Origin of the sequence: Rhizobium sp. NZLR11, assembly GCF_019685115.1 — a bacterium.
GTDB lineage: Bacteria > Pseudomonadota > Alphaproteobacteria > Rhizobiales > Rhizobiaceae > Rhizobium.
On the sequence record NZ_JABDWD010000011.1, the window covers coordinates 54,572 to 73,022 of the forward strand.

At 61.4% G+C, this 18,451-nt stretch carries 13 protein-coding genes; 4 read left to right on the forward strand and 9 right to left on the reverse strand.

Annotation, left to right across the window (positions count from 1 at the left end; translation table 11 throughout):
• Positions 1–6: 6 nt before the first annotated feature.
• The 4 genes from HJB83_RS19630 to HJB83_RS19645 all read right to left on the reverse strand — a co-directional run bounded on the left by HJB83_RS19630 (position 7) and on the right by HJB83_RS19645 (position 6,518).
• Positions 7–1,197: an ABC transporter permease gene (locus HJB83_RS19630; RefSeq protein WP_221132304.1), complete on the reverse strand. Its 1,191-nt coding sequence runs from the start codon at positions 1,195–1,197 to the stop codon at positions 7–9.
• A 10-nt stretch (positions 1,198–1,207) separates the two neighbouring features.
• Complete coding sequence (locus tag HJB83_RS19635) at positions 1,208–2,194, reverse strand: ABC transporter permease (RefSeq protein WP_221132305.1); 987 nt, start codon at positions 2,192–2,194, stop codon at positions 1,208–1,210.
• 101 nt (positions 2,195–2,295) lie between these two features.
• Positions 2,296–4,404: a family 10 glycosylhydrolase gene (locus tag HJB83_RS19640; protein WP_221132306.1), complete on the reverse strand. Its 2,109-nt coding sequence runs from the start codon at positions 4,402–4,404 to the stop codon at positions 2,296–2,298.
• A 188-nt stretch (positions 4,405–4,592) separates the two neighbouring features.
• Positions 4,593–6,518, reverse strand: a complete 1,926-nt coding sequence (locus HJB83_RS19645; protein WP_207581575.1) for an ABC transporter substrate-binding protein — start codon at positions 6,516–6,518, stop codon at positions 4,593–4,595.
• Positions 6,519–6,685: 167 nt separating this feature from the next.
• Here HJB83_RS19645 and HJB83_RS19650 point away from each other — a divergent pair, with 167 nt between their 5' ends.
• Positions 6,686–7,705 carry a LacI family DNA-binding transcriptional regulator gene (locus HJB83_RS19650; RefSeq protein ID WP_207581574.1) on the forward strand — a complete coding sequence of 340 codons (1,020 nt, stop codon included), beginning with the start codon at positions 6,686–6,688 and terminating at the stop codon, positions 7,703–7,705.
• On the opposite strand, the gene HJB83_RS19655 is transcribed toward HJB83_RS19650, so the two are convergent.
• Positions 7,702–8,472 (reverse strand): TIM barrel protein, encoded by a 771-nt coding sequence (locus tag HJB83_RS19655; RefSeq protein ID WP_221132307.1) that lies wholly within the window; start codon positions 8,470–8,472, stop codon positions 7,702–7,704. The genes HJB83_RS19650 and HJB83_RS19655 overlap by 4 nt on opposite strands.
• 143 nt (positions 8,473–8,615) lie before the next feature.
• On the opposite strand from HJB83_RS19655, the gene HJB83_RS19660 reads away from it, so the two are divergent.
• Together HJB83_RS19660 and HJB83_RS19665 are read left to right on the forward strand one after the other, a co-directional pair.
• Positions 8,616–9,404: an SDR family NAD(P)-dependent oxidoreductase gene (locus HJB83_RS19660; protein ID WP_221159579.1), complete on the forward strand. Its 789-nt coding sequence runs from the start codon at positions 8,616–8,618 to the stop codon at positions 9,402–9,404.
• A gap of 174 nt (positions 9,405–9,578) precedes the next feature.
• Positions 9,579–10,043, forward strand: a complete 465-nt coding sequence (locus HJB83_RS19665; RefSeq protein WP_207581571.1) for an Rrf2 family transcriptional regulator — start codon at positions 9,579–9,581, stop codon at positions 10,041–10,043.
• 1 nt (position 10,044) lies between these two features.
• Here HJB83_RS19665 and HJB83_RS19670 read toward each other — a convergent pair whose 3' ends face one another.
• Positions 10,045–11,169, reverse strand: coding sequence for a monooxygenase (locus tag HJB83_RS19670; RefSeq protein WP_221132308.1), 1,125 nt, complete (start codon positions 11,167–11,169; stop codon positions 10,045–10,047).
• Positions 11,170–11,431: 262 nt separating this feature from the next.
• Here HJB83_RS19670 and HJB83_RS19675 point away from each other — a divergent pair, with 262 nt between their 5' ends.
• Entirely contained in the window at positions 11,432–12,208 is a 777-nt protein-coding gene (locus HJB83_RS19675; protein WP_221132309.1) for a metallophosphoesterase family protein, read from the forward strand.
• A 33-nt stretch (positions 12,209–12,241) separates the two neighbouring features.
• Here the strand turns inward: HJB83_RS19675 and HJB83_RS19680 are convergent, their stop codons facing one another.
• The 3 genes from HJB83_RS19680 to HJB83_RS19690 form a co-directional block, all read right to left on the reverse strand.
• A complete protein-coding gene (locus HJB83_RS19680; RefSeq protein ID WP_221132310.1) occupies positions 12,242–15,427 on the reverse strand; it encodes an efflux RND transporter permease subunit in 3,186 nt (1,061 codons plus the stop codon).
• Entirely contained in the window at positions 15,424–16,602 is a 1,179-nt protein-coding gene (locus HJB83_RS19685; protein ID WP_207581567.1) for an efflux RND transporter periplasmic adaptor subunit, read from the reverse strand. Before HJB83_RS19685 ends, HJB83_RS19680 begins: the two co-directional genes overlap by 4 nt.
• Positions 16,603–16,862: 260 nt before the next feature.
• Positions 16,863–18,407, reverse strand: a complete 1,545-nt coding sequence (locus HJB83_RS19690; protein WP_207581566.1) for a sodium:proton antiporter — start codon at positions 18,405–18,407, stop codon at positions 16,863–16,865.
• Between the last annotated feature and the right edge of the window lie 44 nt (positions 18,408–18,451).

Below are 18,451 nucleotides of genomic sequence, written 5' to 3' on the forward strand. Positions count from 1 at the left end.
TCCTCCTCAGCTCTCATAGGGGTCGGCGGCATCGCGAAGGCCGTCGCCGAAGAAATTGAAGGACAGCACGGCGACGACGACCGCGAGCGACGGCCAGATCAGCAGCCATGGCGCGGTGGCGACCGTGCGAATGTTCTGCGCGTCCTGCAACAGCACGCCCCAGCTGACGACCGGCGGCTTCAAGCCGATGCCGAGGAAGGAGAGCGACGTCTCGGCGACGATCATGGTCGGCACGGCAAGGGTGACGACCGCGAGGATGTGGCTCGTCAGCGACGGCAGGATGTGGCGGAAGATCAGCCGCGCTTCGCTCGATCCGTCGAGTCTGGCGGCAACGACGAAATCCTCGCTGCGTAGCGCAAGAAACCGGCCGCGCACCTCGCGGGCGAGGCTGGTCCAGCCGAGCAAGGAGACGATGATCGTTATGACGAAATAGACGTTGACCGGCGACCATGTCAGCGGGATCGCCGCCGCCAGACCCAGCCAGAGCGGGATGGTCGGCATGGCGCTGACGACCTCGATGAGCCGCTGCATCAGGGTATCCACCCAGCCGCCGTAGAAGCCCGAGATCGAACCGAGTACGACACCCAGGATCAGCGACATGGCGACGCCGACGAGGCCGATCGACATAGAGACTCGGGTGCCGTAGACGAGGCGCGAGAAGACGTCGCGGCCGAGACGGTCGGCGCCGAGCAGATACATCGGGTCGTTCTGGTTGAGAGGGCCGATCAGGTGCCTGTTCATCGGGATCAAGCCCCAGAGATCATAGGGGGCGCCTTTGACGAAGAAGCCGATCGGCACCACCTTGGTGTCGTCGACGACGAAGGTGCGGCGCAGCGCCACCTTGTCGATCTCGACCTTGTAGCCCTTCACGTGGAAATTGAATTCCGAGCTGCCGTCCGGTTTTTCGACGAAGAAGCTGAAGCCCTGCGGTGGGGCATAGGTGTATTGCGGCCGCGAGGTCGTCGGTAAGGCGGGCGCCAGAAATTCGGCGAAGAGGCCGACCAGATAGAGGAAGAGAATGATTGCGCCGGCTACCATCGCCACCTTTTGGCGGACCAGCTTGCCCGCGACCAGCCGCCAGGGGCCAATCGCGGCGGTCGAGACGGTCTTGCCCTGTTTCAGCGGGCTGATCGAGGGACCGTCGGCGACGGCATGGAGCGGGCCTGCATGGGTTCCGAAGGTTTCGTGCGTGCTCATCGCATTCCCCTCAATTGAACCGGATGCGCGGATCGAGCAGCGCCAGCAGCAGATCCGACAGCAGCATGCCGACGAGGGTGAGGGCGCTCAAAAGCAGGATGAAGCTGCCGGCGAGATACATATCCTGTGAGATCAGCGCGCGAAAAAGCAGCGGGCCGGCGGTCGGCAGGTTCAGCACGATGGCGGTGATGGTGACGCCGGAGACGAGGTGCGGCAATACCCAGCCAATTGCCGAGACGAAGGGATTGAGCGCGATTCTGACAGGATATTTGAGGATGACCTTGTACTCCGGCAAGCCCTTGGCGCGGGCGGTGACCACATAAGGCTTGTGCAGTTCATCCGTCAGGTTGGCGCGCAGGATGCGGATCATCGCCGCCGTTCCCGATGCGCCGATGATGATAATCGGGATCCAGAGATGGGCGAGGAAGTCGCCGACCTTGGCAAGGCTCCACGGCGCTTCGGCATATTCCGGCGAGATCAGCCCGCCGACGCTCTGGCCGAGATATTTATAGGCGATGTACATCAGCGTCAGCGCGAGGATGAAGTTCGGCACCGCCAGGCCGATGAAGCCGAGGAACGTGAAGACGTGATCGCCGACGGAGTGGCGGCGGACGGCGGAATAGATGCCGATCGGCAAAGCGACGATCCAGACGAAGAGCAAGCTCAAGAGCGAGATCACCAGCGTCGAGCCCATGCGGGCCCAGATCAGGCCGGAGACCGGCTGGCCCCATTCGTAGGAGTAGCCGAAGTCGCCGCGGCTGACGATGCCCCAGATCCATTTCAGGTATTGGACATAGAAGGGGTCGTCGAAGCCATAAATTTCCTTGAGGCGCTCGATCTGCGCGGGATCGACGGTCTGGCCGCTGTCGCTCATGGTGGCGATCATCGAGGTCAGGTAGTCACCCGGCGGCAGCTGGATGATCAGGAACGAGATCAGCGACATGCCGAACAAGGTCGGGATCATGTAGAGCACGCGCTTGAAGATATAGCCAAGCATCGGAATGTTTCTCCTCCCGTCGGGAACACCGTGAGGTGCTTCCCCCGGATCTCCATCCGCTTTCGGCCCCTCCAGGCCAAAAGCGCTCCTCGCGTATCACCTCATTTCCAGGTGAGGTGCAGCACCTCCAGCCGATCAATGCTCGGCACCTCCACCTGTGCGCGGCCATTCCCGAGGGTGAAGCTTGCGGCGCGGTCGGCAACGACAAGCCACGCCTTCGCCATCGATCGGCCCTCTGGAATCTCCACCGAAACGGTCTGTGTAGCCAGAGGGTAATTCTCGCGGATCGGACCTTTCATCATCATCGGGTTGGTGAGGTTGAAGAGGCTAAGTGCTAGGCCATGATCGTTTTCTCGAAGCGCCAGATCGACGACGCCCTTGCCCTTGACGGCGATGCGCGGCGTCTTGCCGAGCGCCCAGTGGACGGCATTGGCAAGCAGGCGGGCGTGGTCGACAGCAAAGACTTCCCAGAAGATCTCGCCGATATTCCAGGGGATATAGACTGTGCGTCCGCCCTTGCCGGTTTCGCGGGCGATGACGGCCGCTCCTTTCGGGTCCTCACGCGGATAGACCTCTTCCATCGGCAGATCCGGGAAATCGGGAACGTAGAGGAAGGGTGTCTTCGCATCGGCATACGGCTCGGCGTGGATGAGGCGGGTGCCGCCCATGATGCGCTCGGCGTCTTCATAACCCTGGTTGATCGGATGATCGCCGGAAAGGGCGATATAGGTATTCTTGACGATGCCGCGCGGGCCGGCGATGAATTTTGCACCGAGCACGTCGGCAAGGCCGAAGTCCGGACGTTTCTTGCCGAACTCGTCCCGCAGCGATGTCTCATAGGAAGCGATGACGCTGCCGCCGCGATCGACATAGGCGCGGATCGCCGCGTTTTGCACATCCGAGAGGCAGGAGGCGTTGGCGAGAATGATCAGCTTGAAACGGTCGAGGTTGTCCTCGGTCAGCACCTGATCCGAAAGCAGTTCGAAGGGCAGGCGGGCTTCGACGAGGGCGTGATAGAGACCGAGATCGTGCTTCTCGGCAAAGTGCCGCTCTTCCGGCGCCCAGTGACGCAGCGTCGTCGAGGGATCGACGACGGCGATTTCTGCGGTCGGCTTCATGCTTTCCAGTACCGGCTCGACGGCTGCCTGCAGACCGAAGGCGTCGGCCACAGGCTCGACCCAGCGCTTGTCGGGCACGACGCCGTTGAACTTGGTGAACCAGGCGTAGAGGCCGTGGGCCGTGCCGTCATTGATCCAGAGCTGCATCTCCTCACCCGAGGTGACGGCGTCCTTCCAGCGATATTCCTCCTCCGGGCCGATCGAGGTGATCAGCACGACCGGGCGGTCGGGGAAGGTGGCGCGGATGCGCTTGCCGTTGCGCCCGGCCGACCAGCCGAGTTCAAGGCCCTTGCGGCCCTGATGGTCGACGACGAGGAAGGGGCAATGCCTGGCGATGACCGAGAGGTCGAACTCCATCAGCGAAGCGCCGCCCATGTTCGGGATGAAGCTCGCATGCGGGCGGATCGCCTTCACGGCATCGTCCCAATGGGCGATCATGTCCGTCAGCACACGGCGGCGCCACTGCACCCAGGCCTGCCAGGCCGGATCCTCGGCATCGGGCTTCTTCGGCAGGTGATGGCCAGACATGTCCTTGAAGCGGCGAGCGCTGTCTTCGCTGTAATCGACGCCGTGGCCCTGCCAGCGATTGGCGAAGATCGCGTCGATATCGTATTTGCGGACGATCTCCTTGACCACTTCCGGCATGAAAACGGTGTTATAATCGCCATAGGCATTGGTCACCCAGACATCGGGATAGGCCCAGTGGCGGCGCGGCGTGCCGTCGGCATTGATCATCACCCATTCCGGATGGGCCTTGGCTGCGTCGTCGTGGATCGCATGCGGGTCGACGCGGGCCATGACATGCATGTCGAGCTTGCGGGCGGCGTCGACGAGCGCGCCGAAGATATCCTTGTCGCCGAGATATTTGCTCACATAGTGGTAGGGCACATCGCTCGGATAATAGGCGATATAGCCGCCGGCGCTGAGACAGACCGCATTCGATTTGGTGCGCTTGAAGACATCGATCCAGAAGGCCGGGTCATATTTTTCCGGGTCATCCTCCACGAAGGTCAGCTGGGTCCAGCGGGTCGCGGTCTTGAACCACTCCGGCGTCCTCAACGTATCGGTGTTCTGTTTCCTGGCGTCGAGCATCGTCTTCATCCAATCATTGGCAAAAGAAGGGCCTTAGAGCGGCGCGCGTCGAAAAGGACGCGTTAGTGACGCTCTAACACTTTGAATTTGCGTATAATCCTTTCCGAAAATCGATTCCGATTTTCGGGGCTATGCGCTGGCGCCGGCCGGTGAAGCCGGCGCCTGACATGCATCATTGAAAAAGGCCATCAGACCTTGTAGAACTGCTCCGGCATCGTCGGAGCGGGCGTCGGCCAGCCGAAGGAGTTCGGCATGGTCTTCGTGATGTTCTTCATGTTGTTCTTGACGATGCCGTAGCCATCCGGCGGCAGCGAGATGCCGAAGACATAGAAGTTGTCGGCGGCACCCTGAAGGAGCTGCTTCATGATCTCGTGCTGGCCGGCAGCGTCGGAGGTCGCTTTCAGCTTGTCATAAAGAGCAAGCTGGCTCTTCGTGCCTTCCGGCGGCTCCTCGGCATTGGCGTTGCCGCGGTCGCGGTACCAGAGCTGCCAGGCCGGTGCGTACATGGCATTGGCATCGGTCGGCACGTAGTAGCGCGGGTCCAGCATGGCGGCGACGCCGCCATTGGCGCCGAACTGGTGCGCCGTCGCATCGAAATCGCGGCCCTGGCGGACGCGGGTTTCCCAGAGCGACCGGTCCATCGAGCGCATCTGCGCATCGATGCCGACCGCCTGGAACATCGGGATGACCAGTTGGAAGAGATCGAGGAAGACGGCTCGGGCCTGGTCGATCTCGAAGATGATCGTGAGGCGGCGACCCTTCTCATCGAGGCGGAAGTTCTGGTCGTCGCGCTTCGGCACGAGCTGGTCGAGCATGGCATTCGCCTTGTCGACGTCATAGGCCGTGAATTGCGTGGCGAGCTGCTCGTTGTAGAGCGGATCTTCCTTCTTAATCGAGGGCTGGGCGGGCGTACCCTGGCCGACGAGCACGGCATCGATCAGCGCCTGCCGGTCGAGTGCGGTGGAGAGTGCCGCACGGAAATCCTTGTTCTGGAAGAGTTTCCGCTTGGTCTCGTCATTGTGGTTCAGGTTGAAGATGAAATTCATCACATTGGCTTCGGTCGAGGTCAACGTGTAGAAATCATAGCCGCCCTGCTCACGCGCATCGTAGAGCACCGACTTGTTGTTCGGAGTGGCGATATACTGATCCATTAGGTCGACTTCGCCCTGCATGGCCTTCAGCAGCAGAACCTGCGGGTCGGCGACCATCTGGTAGACGATGCGGTCCATGTAGGGCAGCTGGTTGCCTTCGGTATCGACCTTCCAATAGTAGGGATTGCGTTCGGCGACGGCGCGCTCGGTGTTTTCGCCGGGTGCTACGGTGAACATCCAGGCGTGGACGCAGGGCTTCTTCGAGGAGTTCAGGAAGAAGGCATTGTCGTCCTGGAAACCGGCGGCCGCCTGGAAGGAGGCGATCCAGCTTTCGAAGCCGCGCTGCTTGGCGAGCTCATCGGCCTTCGGATTGTAGTCGATGTGGAATTGCTCGAGATAGTGCTTCGGCGTGCGCGTCGTCTGGTCGCTGTTCGCCCAGGCGACCTGCAGCGGGAACAGGCCGTTCGGCCTGTCGAAAGTGACCTTGAAGGTCTGTTCGTCGACGATTTCGAGCTTGGCCGGCTTGCCGCCAGACTTCCAGTGATCCTGGCCGACGAAGGCGACACGCTTGTCGGTGAAGACAGTGTCGTACCAGAACTTGATGTCCTCAGTGGTGTAGGGATGGCCGTCAGACCATTTCATGCCCTTGCGCAGGCGGATCGTGTAGACCTTGGAGTCGGCGTCGCCCTCGAAGGACTCTGCAACATTCAGCGTCACGCCGGACCAATCGGGCGTATAGCGCAGCAGCGGCTCATAGGCCTGGTAGCGGAACAGCATCGACAGCGAGCCGCCGCCGACCAGCGCCATGTTCCAGTCGCCGCCGTGTTTGCCGACGCTCTCGACCGGCTTGACGACGAGCGGATTTTCTGGAAGCCGGTCCTTGAGGGCCGGCAGGGCGCCGCTTGAAACTTTCGCTTTCAGAATATCCGCTTCCTTGAAGTCGGCGGCGAAAACCGGCAGCGCCGGCAATATGAGTGCGGCCGACGTCCCGGCCAGAAACGCACGACGTTTCAGCTTGATCATAGGGGTCTCCTCCGAAAACCGCGCCCTTGTTCTTAATTTTGCCGTCGGGCTTGGGATATAGGAAAGATTACATTTGGATATTGTTAGGTAAAGCGTTATGTTCTGTTAGTGCAATATTTTGGCTTGCGAGCGCGATAGCGCCGATCAGTCGAAGAGCGAGGTGTCAGGTGGGAAGTAGGGGCCGGGTTACGTTGCAGACGATCGCGCGGGAGGTCGGCCTCTCGAAATATGCCGTGTCACGCTCGCTTGCCGGCAAGAGTGGTGTCAGCGAGGAAACGCGCACGCTGATTCGCGAGACGGCACAGCGTCTCGGTTATACCAGGCCCGCGGGACAGGGGGGCGCTGGTGAAGTCGCAGTCGTCTTTCATGATCTCGATGCGGTCAATAGCGAGCTCTATATGCAGGTGCAGAACGGGGTGCAGCGCGAGGCGCACCGGCTCGGCATGACGTTGCGCGTGCGTTGGACGCACAATGCCGGACAGTTGGAGGAACTTGCGCGCGCTTGCGACGGGCTGATCATCGTTGGGCCTCACGACCGCGAGGCAATGGTGGCGGTGAGTGCGACGGGCGTTCCGATCGTGCGTTTCGGCTGGGTCGATCCGCTGGAACAGGCCGACCAAGTGACCGGAACGGACCACGAGGCGGGGCAGGCGGTGATCCAATATCTGGTAGATCTTGGACACCGTTCCATCGTCTATGTCTATGGCACGCCGGGGTTCAGGGGGCGCCAGGAGCGTTACTACGGCGCCCGGGAGATCGCAGAACGTTATGGCAATGTTGCGCTGCATGTTATGCATTTCGACGAACAAGCCGGCTTCGGCGCAGCCTTCCGGGCGTTGGCAGAAAAAGATATCCGGCCGACGGCCTTTTTCTGCGCACATGACGGCTTGGCGCTGACCGTGGTTTCCGAGCTTCTCGGCCAAGGATATCGCATTCCCGATGATATTTCGGTCGTCGGTTTCGGCGATTTTTCGCCGGCGACGCAGATTTCGCCTGCGCTGACGACGGTGAGGATGGAAGGGCAGGAATGCGGGGCGGTCGGCCTGCGGCTCCTGCTCGAACGCATCGAGAATCCACGCCTGCCCGGTATGCCGGCGCGGCGTGTCATGATTGCCTCCCGCATCGTCGAGCGCCGCTCGGCCGGCCCATGCAAGGTGGCGCCGAGCGCTGACGTCGCTCAAGCTTAACCGCCGAGCGAGGCGATCGCAGCTCTGACTGCGTCCGCACCGGGCCTGGTCGGTCGGTACTCCAGGCCGACCGAACCGTCGTAGCCGTTGGCGAAAATCCAGCCGAGGCGGTGGGCAAGGTCGATGCCGCCGGAGCCCGGTTCGTTGCGGCCGGGATGATCGGCGACATGGACGTGGATGACGCGGTCGAGACGGCCCTTCAGCACCTCTTCCGTGCGCTCGTCCATCACGGCGGAATGGTAGATGTCGTAGACGATGCCGATCTCCGGGCGGGCGACGTCATCGATGATGTCGAGGCCCTCGCGGGTCGAATGGAGGAAATAGCCGACATGATCGATGCGGATGTTGAGCGGCTCGACGCCGACGCGCACACCGCTGCCGGCAAGAATATCGGCGCCGGCTTTCAGCGTTTCGGTGAGCGCCCGGCGCTGCTCCTCGCGGGGCACATTTGGAAGATCGTTGCCCGCCTGGGCAATCAGGACCGGCGCGCCGAGACGTTTTGCCACGGCGACGGATTCGGCAAGACCTTTCAGCCAGGCCTGGCGGTTGGCGGCATCGGTCAGCGCGATCATCGGTTCGGCAACGAGGCTGGTGACGGCAAGGCCGCTTTCCTTCAGCGCCGCCTCGATCGCATCCAGATCCTTGTCGGTCCAGCGCCAGAATTCGATCGCCGTCAGGCCGCTGGCACGAGCGCGGCCGATGCGATCGGGAAAGCGGTCGCCTTCTTTGGCAAACAGCCACTCTATACAGGCTGAATAACGTCGCATGAAAACTCCTCTTATGTGTGGATGCAGGCTGCGACAGATCGGTGACTGCCGCAAGAGGCGTTTGGGTGCTTGACGCCCGGTTTCATTGACGGAACACTCGGCACATCAGGCCGGAACCGCCGGCCGCTTGCGCGGAGGAAAATATGGATCTCGGACTTAAGGGAAAGACCGCCGTCATAACCGGCGCCTCTGTCGGGATTGGGTTGGCGATCTCCGAGGGGCTGGCGGCTGAGGGCTCCAATCTGGTGCTGGCGGCCCGTGGCGGCGAACGGCTCGAGGCGGAAGCCGCCCGGATCGCCGAGAAGTATGGCGTCAGCGCCGCCGCTATTGTCGCCGATGTCGCGACGGTTGCGGGAACCGAGGCGATCATTGCAGCGGCGGCCGAAAAAGGCGGCGCCGATATCCTCATCAACAATGCCGGCACCGGTTCGAACGAGACGGTGATGGAGGCGCCCGACGAAAAGTGGCAGACCTATTGGGACCTGCATGTGATGGCCGCCGTGCGGCTGGCGCGCGGAATTGCGCCGCAGATGAAGGAACGCGGTGGCGGTGTGATCCTGCACAATGCCTCGATCTGCGCTGTCCAGCCGCTCTGGTACGAGCCGATCTACAATGTCAGCAAGTCGGCACTGATGATGTTTTCGAAGACGCTTTCGACTGAGCTCATCAAGGACAATATCCGCGTCAACTGCGTCAATGCCGGCCTGATCCTGACGCCCGACTGGATCAAGACCGCCAAGCAGTTGACGGCCGAAACCGGCGGGAACTGGGAGGGCTATCTGCAGGGTGTCGCCAACGAACACGCCGCCTCCAAACGGTTCGGCACTCCCGAGGAACTGGCAAACGTCTTCGTCTTCCTGAGTTCGGAACGCGCGAGCTATTGCATCGGCTCCACCTATTTCGTCGATGGCGGCATGCTGAAGACGATCTGACCAAAGGCTGTCAATGGCTCGGCAAGTCGGTTCTTCTCAAGACTGCCGGGCGGGCCTGTGGACGTTGCCGATATAAGCTATAAATAATAGCTATTTTGTTGTATGTTCACGCTTTTGACGCTATTTGCCTGCTATTGGCAGGATAAATACTGCGTTTTCTACAGGGCAAAGACGATGCTGACGAAAAAGGGCAAATACGGGCTTAAGGCGCTGGTGGATCTGGCGCGGCTGGCGCCGGGTGAGACCGCCTTCATCAATGACATCGCAAGCCGCAATAATATCCCGAAGAAATTCCTCGATACGATCCTGCTCGAACTGCGCAATGTCGGCATCCTGCGGTCGAAGAAGGGGCCGGGCGGCGGCTATTCCCTGTCGCGGCCGGCTTCCGAAATCCGCATCGGCCATGTCATCCGCACGCTCGATGGGCCGCTGGCGCCGATTCGCTGTGCCAGCCGTACGGCTTACGAGGCCTGCGACGACTGCGCCGATCCGGAAACCTGTCAGGTGCGGCGCTCGATGACCGATGTTCGTGACGCGATCGCCGCCATTCTCGACAATATGAGCCTCGAGCAATTCGTCGCCGATGGCGGCGGCATCGAAGGCCCCGAGGAACAATTCCCGGTCTCCGCTGCCAGCTGAATTAGGCGTCGCCGGGCTTCGACCTATATTCGCCTGCGGAACGCACCAGCTTGTCCCGTGGCAGCGATAGAGCGTGAATGCGGGCATTGCGCCAATGCCGGTCGAGATTGAGCCCGATGCCGGCGGATGTTTCCCCTACAAGTTCGAACAGCGCGTTTGCGGTGTCGATTGCCGTTTCCCCTGCAAGGATCGCGGCCGCCGAGGCAGAGAAATGCGCGTCCGCCATCGCGGCCTCCACAGGGTTGACCTGGGCAATATCGAGTTTGCGGCCAGCCCGTTCCAAGGCTGCCGCCGTCGCTTCGATGCGGACGGCGCGTTCGCCGAGCTGCGCAAGGACGGCGGTGCAATCGTCAATCGCGGTCGTGAGGTCGGTCCATGCGGCCCGCGCGATGCCGAGGCTGACGCTGGCCTTGAGCAGCAGGCCGAGCGAGATGCCGGTCGGATTTCCGGAGGAGGGGGAAGGCGCTATCGCATCGGCATTGACGTGTAGCCTGCCTATGATCGCCGTTCCCGAGCCATTGGTGCGTTGGCCAAAACCGTCCCAATCGTCGATCACCTGCAGGCCTACCGCATCGCATGCGAGGTAGAGTGTCACTGGGCGGCTGGGCGGCGCGGTGGCGGCAGCCGCGATCCAGTCGGCGAATAGAATGCCGGGCGTCTGCCGAGTTCGCCCGCTCAGGCGGTAGCCTGGACCTTCGGCGGTAAGCTCGGCCCCTTCGGTGAGGCCGGCGCCCGCAAAGCGGTCGCCGAGCAGCGCACGGGTAAACAGCGATACCTTCAAATCCTCGCCGGCATGGGTGCGGAGTGTTTCCAGGACGCAATAATGGTTTTGCAGCGCCTCGCCGATCGAGGCATCGGCCTCGGCAATGATTGCAACGATTTCGGCGAGCAGCGCGTTCGACACGTCGAGCCCCTGATAGTCGGGCGGAACGGTGATCGCCGTCAGTCCCGAGACCGACAGCGCATCGAGTTCAGCAAAGGGCAGCACGCGGTTGATATCGCGTTCGCTCGCCCGACGCCGGAATGCGGCGGCGAGGCTGCGGGCCGTGGATATCGCCTCCTCTTCACTTTCGATGCGATGTGCGGGAGGCCTCACTTTATCCTGAAACTGCGATACCGTTCCCATCGGTCACTCTTTCCTACAGCGCCGCGCGTCTTTTCAGACGCGCAACGGACGCTGCAACACGTTGACTCCGCGTATCGTGTCTTCCGAAAATCGCTCCGATTTTCGGGCCGATGCGAGAGGTACAGGAGTGAAGGATTGGCCCACGAATGATAAGGCCGGTTTTTCTACAAAACCCGAAGGCTTTGAATTTTCTTACCAGCTTGATTGCCTTGTGCTCCACTCTATTTACGGTGAAGTGGGGCTTCCTTGATCGAGAAACATGATGGGCGACACTCTTGCTCGCAACGGCGAGGTTTCGAAAATGGCACGCCGGCCGAGACCGCGTCTGAGGCTGGATATTGCCGCTATCCCAACCTATGCGATCGGCGACATCCATGGGCGGTACGATCTGCTTGTGAAAGCAGAAGAGGCGATCCTGCGCGATGCCGCTCGATTGCCGGGTCGCAAGCTGATCGTCACGCTTGGCGACTATATCGACCGTGGGCCGGATTCGGCCCGGGTCATCACGCATCTCATGGAGCCGCCGCCTGATGATTTCGATCGCATCTGCCTTACCGGCAATCACGAAATTGCCATGCTCGACTACATCGATGGCTGGATCTCCTATGACGAGTGGATGGGGATGGGTTCGGCAGAGTCGCTCAAATCTTATGGACTCGATCCGGAGCATCTGCCGCTAGTCTTTCCCTCCGGCGCAAAGCTCGATGCCTTTATCCGCCAGTCGCTGCCACACACGCATATCGATTTCATGCGGGCGATGCCTGTCATGCTGGAGACTCCAAGCGTAATTTTCGTGCATGCCGGCATCAATCCGAAGCTGTCGCTGGGCGAGCAGACGGATGAGGATCTGGTCATCATCCGTCAGCGTTTTCTCGAAAGCCGGGTGCCGTTGCCGAAGCTCGTCGTTCACGGCCATACGCCGAATGACGAGCCCGACATACGGTCGAAACGGCTCAATCTCGATACGCGCGCCTATCGCAGCGGCAAGCTCACCGTCGCCCGCCTGTGGCAGGGCGAGGTGCATCTGTTTTCAACCTGATTTCTCGCCTTATCAGCCGCCTGTCGAAGCGGATCAAGCCGTCTCGCTCTCAACCGGGACGGTCTCGACCGCCTTCTCAGCCGGACGGTTGCGGCGCCAACCGCGCAGCACGACGTAGAAGACCGGCGTCAGGAACAGGCCGAAGATCGTCACACCAAGCATGCCCGAAAAGACGGCGGTGCCGAGCGACTGGCGCATTTCGGCGCCCGGGCCGGTGGCGATGGCAAGCGGCAGAACGCCGAAGATGAAGGCGAATGCCGTCATCAGGATCGGGCGCAGGCGGAGATGGCTGGCCTCGATGGCCGCCTCCACCGGCGACTTGCCCTCATCTTCCGCTTGCCTGGCAAACTCGACGATCAGAATGGCGTTCTTGGCCGCAAGGCCGATCAGCACGATCAGGCCGATCTGCGTCAGGACGTTGTTGTCCATTCCTCTCAGCGAGACCCCGATCAACGCCGCGAGCACCGCAAGCGGAACGATGAGAATGATCGCCAAGGGCAGAACCCAGCTCTCATATTGTGCCGCCAGCGCCAGGAAGACGAAGACGACAGACAGGGCGAAGATGTAAACGGCCGTGTTGCCGGTATGGGTCTCCTGGTAAGCGAGTTCGGTCCATTCGAAGGTTGTCCCTTGCGGCAGGATCTTCGCCGCCAGCGCTTCCATCTTCGCGATGGCATCGCCCGTCGATGTCCCCGGCGTCGGATTGCCCTGAAGCGGCACCGAGACATACATGTTGTAGCGCTGGACAAGCGCCGGGCCGCTGGCATCTTGGATATCCATCAACGTTCCAAGCGGAACCAGCGCGCCGGTCGCCGATCGAACCTTCAGGGCGAGGATGTCTTCCCTGTCCATGCGATATTGCCGGTCGGCCTGGGCACGGACCTGGTAGACGCGGCCGAACGCATTGAAATCGTTAACGTAGGCGACGCCGAGATTGATGGAAAGCGCGTTGAAGATATTGGGGATCGGCACGTTCAAGAACCGCGCCTTGTCACGGTCGATCGCCAGGAAGTATTGCGGGCTTGCATCGGAGAATGTCGTAAAGACGCCGGTCAGTCCCTCGGTCGTGGCTGCCGCACCCATCATCTGGCGGGCGAGACCGAGCACGCGCGTCATGTCGGCGTTTTCAAGATCGGAAATCTGCATCTTGAAACCACCGGAATTGCCGACGCCACGCACGGATGGCGGCGGGATGGCGATGATGAAGGCTTCCTGGATGCTTTGCAGTTTGCCGTAAAGCTCGCCGATGATCTTGTTGGCGTTCTCTCCGCCTTCTTCACGTTCAGCAAAGGATTTGAAGGGCACGAAGACGACGCCGGCATTCGAGGCATTGGTGAATGTCGCGCCGCTGAAGCCGGCAAACTGTACGGCGTTGCCGACACCGGGCACAGTACGGGCGATATCGCCCACCTGTTTGACCACGGCGTCGGTACGCGCAAGCGAGGCACCATCGGGAAGCTGTATGACGATGATCGCGTAGCCCTGGTCCATGGTCGGGATGAAGCCCGCGGGAACGCGGGTGCTCATGTACCAGGTTGCTCCGAGCAGGCAGACGAAGGCGACCATCGCCGCGGTCAGGCCGACCCAACTGCTGACCAGATGCCGAATGGTCCATGAATAGCCGGAGCTCAGCCGATCGAACCCATGATTGAAGCCATTTGCAAGACCTCTTCCCAGGCGTGATGCAACATTCGTGGGCTTGGTTTCATGGTCATGGGTTTTCAGCAATATCCCCGCAAGGGCGGGCGACAGTGTCAGTGAATTCAACGCCGATATCGCGGTGGTGACCGAGATCGTCACGGCGAACTGCCTGTAAAACTGGCCGGATATGCCCGGGATGAAGGCTGTCGGCACGAACACGGCGATCAGCACCAGCGAGATGGCGACGACGGCGGTTCCGACTTCGTCCATCGTGACATGGGAAGCCTGCTTCGGCGTCATGCCGCGGGCCAGATTGCGCTCGACGTTTTCCACCACCACGATCGCGTCGTCGACGACGATGCCGATCGCCAGCACCAGACCGAACAAGGTGAGCATGTTGAGCGAGAAGCCGAATGCCAGCAGGACGGCGAAGGTGCCAATCAGCGATACAGGGATGGCGATGATCGGAATGATTGCGGTTCGCCAGGATTGCAGGAAGACAAGAACGACGATCGCCACAAGGATGGCCGCCTCGGCGATGGTCCTGTATACCTCGGTGATCGAATCCGAGATGAATTCGGTCGTGTCATATACAATGCGATATTCCAGGCCCGGCGGGAAATTCTGCGAGACGTCCTTCATGAGCGTCTGGATCTGATGGGCCGTGTCGAGCGCGTTGCTTCCCGGCCGGGCGAAGATGCCGAGAGCAACTGCGGGGTCGTTGTTGAGATAACTGTTGGTGACGTAGTCCTGCGCGCCGAGTTCGATACGGGCGACGTCCTGCAACTGAACAAGTCGCCCCGCTGTCGTCGATTTCACGATGACATAACGGAACTCTCGCGCATCGGAGAAGCGGCCTTCCGTTCGTACCGTATATTCGAATGCATTCTTGCCGGTTACCGGCGGGGCACCGATCTTGCCGCCCGATACCTGGACGTTTTGGTCTCTCAGGGCGGAGACGACATCGTCTGACGTCATGCCATAGGCGGAGAGCTTTTCCGGATCCAGCCAGATTCGCATCGAATATTGGCGTTCGCCGAAGATCTGCACGTCGCCGACACCGTCGAGGCGCACGAGAACGTCGCGAATGCGGTTGCGGGCGTAGTTCGAGACGTAAAGCTGGTCATAGCGGTGCGACGGCGACAGCAGGTGCACCACCATCATCAGATCAGGTGAGCTTTTGTCGGTGGTCACCCCAAGCCGCTGAACTTCCTCGGGAAGACGGGGGAGGGCGATGGAAACCCGGTTCTGGACAAGCACCTGGACCTTGTCGAGATCGGTGCCGAGCTTGAAGGTGATGGTCAACGACATGGCGCCATCGGCGCTGGAGTACGAGGACATGTAAAGCATGTCTTCGACGCCGTTGATCTGTTGTTCAAGCGGCGTCGAAACGGTATCGGCGATCGTCTGCGGGTCGGCGCCGGGATAGGAGGTGCGCACGACGATGGTCGGCGGCGCTATCTCCGGATACTGGGATACCGGCAATTGCGTGTAGGCAATGCCGCCGACGACGAGAAAAAGGATCGAGATGACCGCCGCAAAGATCGGCCGGTCGACGAAAAAATGAGCAAATCTCATTGTCCGTTCTCCGCGCCGGCAGTTTCGGGCGCAGTATCCTGCCGCTCCTGCGGCAATTCGGTCATCTGAGGCGTGATCTTTGAACCCGGTCGGGCGCGCATCAGGCCGTTGACGATGATCGTCTCGGTGCCGTCGAGGCCCTCGCGTATCACGCGGTAACCGTAAAGTCGCGGTCCGGCTCGCACCGGCTTGGTCGAAACCGTGCCGTCCGTTGCGACGACATAAACGACACGCTCATTCTGATCCGAACCGATTGCCTCGTCGGGGACGAGAATGGCCTGGTAGGTGTTGGAGGCTTCAACCTGAATGCGGCCGAATAGGCCGGGCTGAAGGACGAGATCGGGGTTGGGAAAGCGGGCGCGGAGACGAATGGTGCCGCTCTGATTGTCGACCCGGTTCTCAGCGAAATCGAGCTTTCCCTTAAATGGTTTGGCAGAGGGATCCGAGATCGTGACGGATACATCCAGCCCGCCACCGCCCAACTGGAGTTCCTTGCCCACTTTGCGCGCCGTGTCGGCGAAATTCAGCAGGCGGCGCTCATCGACGTCGAAATAGAAATCGATCGGGTCGAGCGAAACGATGGTCGTTAGGACGGTCTGGTCGGTCTGCACAAGGTTGCCGGCCGAGATCAGTCGGCGGTCGATGCGGCCGCTGAGCGGCGCCTTGATTTCGGTATATTCCATGTCGAGAGAAGCGCGATCGGCTGCGGCCTGCGCGCCGCGGACATTGGCCTCGGCCGAATCGAATTCGCGGCGGCGATCATCCAGTGTCTGCGCCGACTGGCTGCCGCTCGCGGCAAGCGATTGCGCGCGCTTATACTGCGCATCGGCAAAGACCAGAGCCGATTGCGACGCTTCGAGCGTCGCCTTTGCCTGGCTGAGCGCGGTGACGAAGGGCCTCTGGTCGATGACGAAGAGCAGGTCGCCCTGCTTGACCAATGCACCGTCCTGGAAATGGATTTCCTGCAGGTATCCACCAACGCGCGAGCGAACGGAGACTTCGTCGACCGGCTCGAAGCGGCCGATGAATTCGTCACTGTCGATGACATCACGAACGACCGGCTTGGCGACGGTGACCGGAGGAGGGGCAGACGGTGCGCCCTGCGCCATCGCCGCCAGAGGCATGAACGTGGTGATGCAGCCGAGCATCAATATCCGTCGAAGCACGTAACTCATACCGGTCCCTCCAATCGCGACGGCTGATAGACTGCCGCCGAACCTAAGATTAGGTGATGCTATTCACGTCTTGCTGCTTTGAACGAAGGCCTCGGCCCTCGTGATTTCCCCCGGCGTTCAATCCATGGGAGGGAAGGCCGGCATACAATGCAAATCGGAAAAATCGTAACCTATGGAACCGGATATAAACGGCAGCGGCGAAAAATAGCAAATGCCAATTGGCTGCGGTTTCGAAATCCATCAAAACGTCATGGATGGCGTCAGCTCTCGACGATCTCGTCGCGGCCGGGCGGCAGGACGGCGAGTTCGGCCCAATCGAGCTCCTGTTCCAGCATGTGAAAAACATCGTCGTCGATCTCGTCTGCACGACGCATCGCCGCCAGTCTGCGGCGTTTGGCGGCGATGACGTTGCGGCGCTGCTTGTCCAACTTGCTGACCTCGCGTGGGTGTTTTCCGTCGGCGGCGATCTCGCGTTCGGAGGTATAGACCTCGCGCAGGATGCGCGCGGATTTATCCTCGTCGTCGGCAAGCTCGGCAAGCGCTGCATCGATCAACGCGACGCGAGCTCTGACGAGGTCGCGGTCCAGCGAGGTGTCGGGGTCGAATTTCAGGAAACGGATCAGCGGTCCGAGCGTCAGGCCTTGGATGATGAGCGTGCCGAGAACGACGGCCAGCGCGCTGAGCAGGATGATATCGCGATCCGGAAAGTCGATTGGCAGAGCAAGTGCTGTCGCCAGCGTGACGAGACCGCGCATGCCGCACCAGCCGGCAAGCAGGCTGGTCGCGAATGTCGGAGCCGCTTGTGTCGTGTGTCCGCGCGCGGCGAGAAAGTTCACCACGCGATTATAGAAGAGTACCCAGGCCAGGCGGACGACGATAACGGTGATGAAGACCGCGGCGGCTAAGGTGATGGCGAAACTCAGGCGACCGGGATCGAGGTCGAGAACGATCTGCCGGACCTGCAGGCCCATCAGCAGGAAGGCGAGCACGTTGAGCAGGAAAACTGCTGCTTCCCAGACCGAATACGAATGAATGCGGTGGCGGGCGGTCTGCCGCTCGGGCATGTATCGGGCGATCACCATGGCATAGACGACGATCGCCAGAATGGCCGAAAGGTGCAGCCGCTCGGCGATGATCCACGTGCCAAAGGTGGCGACGAATTCGAGCAAGGTGCCGCCAAGCGTGCCGGCCAGCCTCAGACCGACGATCATGTACAGGCGGCCCATGAGGTAACCGAGGATGAGGCCGCCAGGCACGGCGAGCGCCAGTTGCGCCAGAACGCCGGCGAAGAAGGTGGGGCTCGCCGCCGCGGCAACCGCGGCGCTGAAGATCAGCAGCGCGACGGCGTCGTTGAGCAGGCTTTCGCCCTTCAGGATCACATAGGTTTGGCGCGGGAGGGTGAAACGGTCGAGCATGGCGGTCGCCGCCGCGGCATCCGGCGGCGCGACGATGGCGCCGAGTGCGACGGCAGCGGCAAGCGGCAGGCCGGCCATCGTCACGCTGACGGTGGCGACCGCGGCGGCCGTTAGGATCACGGCGATGGCGGCGAGCGAGAAGAGCGGCAGCCAGTTTCGTCGCAACGTTCTCGGCGGCAGATCATAGGCGGCGTCGAAGAGCACGGGTGCCACCAGCAGCGCAAGTGCAAGTTCGGGATCGATCGCGACCTCGGGCGCCCAGGGCACGGCGGCGACAATGACGCCGGCGATCGCCAGCATGGTCGGATATGGAATTTTGAACTTCCTGGAGAATTGCAGAAAGACGATTGCCACCAGCAGCAGCGTCAACATGCTTTCGAAGAACGCCATCGAGCTCCCCAATGCGCGCCTCCGACGGAGGCTGCTCCTGTCTC